Here is a 622-nt window from a genome sequence, read left to right as displayed (position 1 = left end):
CCGCCAGCGCCCCCGCCAGCGCCAGCGGCACCGCCCCCGCCGGGGCCGGCTGTCGCCGGGGCCGACGCGGTGCGCAACGCCCCCGGGGACGGCAACGGCACCCTGGCGGATTCCGCTTCCGGCCCCGCCGGTTCCGGTGGCCGTCCGGCGCGCGCCCGCCGGCCACGCATCGTCTACGTCTTCGCGGTCCTGGCCGTCGGCTGGCTCCTGCTCGGCGGCGTCGGCGCGTCCTACCAGGGCAAGCTCGGTGAGGTCCAGAAGAACGACAATGCCGCCTACCTCCCGAACTCGGCCGAGTCGACCAAGGTCGACACCGCGTTGCGGCAGTTTCGCTCCGTGCGGACGATTCCCGGCTTCGTCGTCTACGACCGCCAGGGCGGGCTGACCGCGCAGGACAAAGCCAAGATCACCGCCGACGTGAGGTCCTTCGCCGGGATCCACGGGGTGGACGCCGGCCAGCTCGGGCCGCCCCAGTTCGCCCGCAACGGCGCTGTGGCCGCCGTGGCCGTGCCGCTCGTCGCCCAGGACGGCGGTCGCGAGGTCAAGGGTGATGAGCTCGTCGACGCCGAGAAGGCCGTCGTCGCGGCCGCCCGCGACGGGGCACCGGCCGGTCTCGCCGTGC

Annotated in this window: 1 pseudogene; it reads left to right on the top strand. The window is 75.2% G+C overall.

From position 1 onward, the window contains the following. Positions 1-69 precede the first annotated feature (69 nt). Positions 70-622: pseudogene (locus AC08ON_RS03290) on the top strand (MMPL family transporter); the annotation flags it as partial.

The organism is Frankia sp. CoWAU3 (assembly GCF_977971855.1).
The sequence above is the reverse complement of the archived record's forward strand: the minus strand, read 5'-3'. Positions and strand labels throughout refer to the sequence as shown.